This window comes from Arhodomonas sp. KWT, from assembly GCF_010993615.1.
Map to the genome: position 1 here is coordinate 1 of NZ_WNXE01000345.1, position 2,002 is coordinate 2,002.

1 protein-coding gene and 1 CRISPR repeat array are annotated in these 2,002 nt (G+C 64.8%); the gene reads right to left on the bottom strand.

Features of this window, described 5'->3' with window-relative positions:
• Positions 1-134: 134 nt before the first annotated feature.
• A CRISPR array of direct repeats spans positions 135-1,359; the repeat unit is 22 nt; unit sequence AGCTGCCTACGCGGCAGCGAAC.
• A gap of 130 nt (positions 1,360-1,489) precedes the next feature.
• Positions 1,490-2,002: type I-F CRISPR-associated endoribonuclease Cas6/Csy4 (gene cas6f, locus G7A99_RS18730; RefSeq protein ID WP_205599924.1), on the bottom strand; the 513-nt coding region annotated here is incomplete at its 5' end.

Sequence of the window (2,002 nt, forward strand, 5' to 3'; positions counted from 1 at the left end):
CAAGGCGGCCCTCAGCGCCTTCGACTTCCTCATCCGCAACAGCGTCTCCGAGGAAGAAGACGCCGCCGCCTGAGCCGGACAAGACACTACCCGCAAGTCCCACGAAGCCCGGCACCCGCCGGGCTTTGTCTTTGCGCTGCCTACGCGGCAGCCAACGAGCTCACGGATCTCGATCAGCGTGTCCGGCATTTCTAAGCTGCCTACGCGGCAGCGAACGGCCGGTCGCGCGCAAGGCGCTGGCGTGGCCTTTTCTAAGCTGCCTACGCGGCAGCGAACCTGGCGGATGGGGAGGGCACGCTCCGCATCGATTTCTAAGCTGCCTACGCGGCAGCGAACACATCGTCTACACCGTCCCAGGCTATTACCTATTTCTAAGCTGCCTACGCGGCAGCGAACTGGGAGTCCGAGCACGGCCAGCGTCTCGTCACTTTTCTAAGCTGCCTACGCGGCAGCGAACGCCATCTCCAGGATCTCCTCGCCAATCTCCGATTTCTAAGCTGCCTACGCGGCAGCGAACCCGCCGAACCCGGCGTCGCGCAGCGTCTTCATTTTCTAAGCTGCCTACGCGGCAGCGAACCCGGCCACCGTCCGCGCCCAGCGCGAGGCCGATTTCTAAGCTGCCTACGCGGCAGCGAACAGTACTTCTTCGCAGACCGCGGGAGCCATGCCTTTCTAAGCTGCCTACGCGGCAGCGAACGATCCGCCTCTACCGCACCCAGGGTGGCGCCTTTTCTAAGCTGCCTACGCGGCAGCGAACGTCCCTACTCCCACTCATCGAAATAAAGGCTATTTCTAAGCTGCCTACGCGGCAGCGAACCGTCTACGCCCGCCGGCCCGCCGTGGCACCCATTTCTAAGCTGCCTACGCGGCAGCGAACTTCCATAGCTTCCTCCAGTGGACCGCTTTCAGCTTTCTGAGCTGCCTACGCGGCAGCGAACTTCGACTGGACGTTCAAAGACATCCGCGCCAATTTCTGAGCTGCCTACGCGGCAGCGAACGCTCGGCGTCGCTGATGCCGAGGCGTGGGATCTTTCTGAGCTGCCTACGCGGCAGCGAACGGCGTACTCGACGCCCCTTCGGTGGGGGGAAATTTCTGAGCTGCCTACGCGGCAGCGAACGTCACCCCCGTGGTCACTTTCGCGCAGACCAGCTTTCTGAGCTGCCTACGCGGCAGCGAACTCCATGGGGGCGGCCCTTGCGGTCACCCCGGTTTTCTGAGCTGCCTACGCGGCAGCGAACTGGTCGCACCGCTCGCGGCTGCGCTCGGGCAATTTCTGAGCTGCCTACGCGGCAGCGAACGTTCCGGACGGGGCTATCGTCGTGCTCGACGATTTCTGAGCTGCCTACGCGGCAGCGAACTAGGGCCTGTGCGCGGTAATCATCTGTTTGTTAAAGAACAACGAGGGCCCGGCGGCCGTTGACCCTTTTTTCAGGCACTTTTCTAAGTGACTGATTTATGGAGCCGTGTTATCGGCCGCCGGAAAAAGGGTCAGAACCACGGCACGGTGGCCGTGCGGCTGAGCCCGTAGGTGCTGAAAGCCCCAGGCACGGGGTCCGGACTGCAGTCTCCGTGCTCGATGAACAGGCTGAACGCCCGGCCGGTGCTGCTGCTGCGGACGGTGACGAAGGGGGTCGCGACCCGCCGCTCGACGCTGTCCGGGACCTGGGCGCAGGCCTGCTCGTAGGTCTCGCCATGCCGGCGCATGCGCCGCCGCCGCAGCCGCTCGGCGTTGGTCTTGTACTGGCGGCGCCGCACGACCCGGTGGGCGGCCCCGTCGGGTACGGCCCGGATCCCGCCGTGATCGACGTGGTCGCGCATGCCGGTGAGCCAGCGGAGCCCGGTCAGCGCATGGAGCCGGTTCGCCGTTCCGTGGAGCCGCAGCACGTCGCCCAGGGTACGGGGATCGGTCTGATGGGCGGGGAAACTGATGCCGATATCGTCGGCATCGATGTCCACCAGCCCCCGGTGCAGCTTGCTCACCAGTGCGCCGAGCAGCATGGA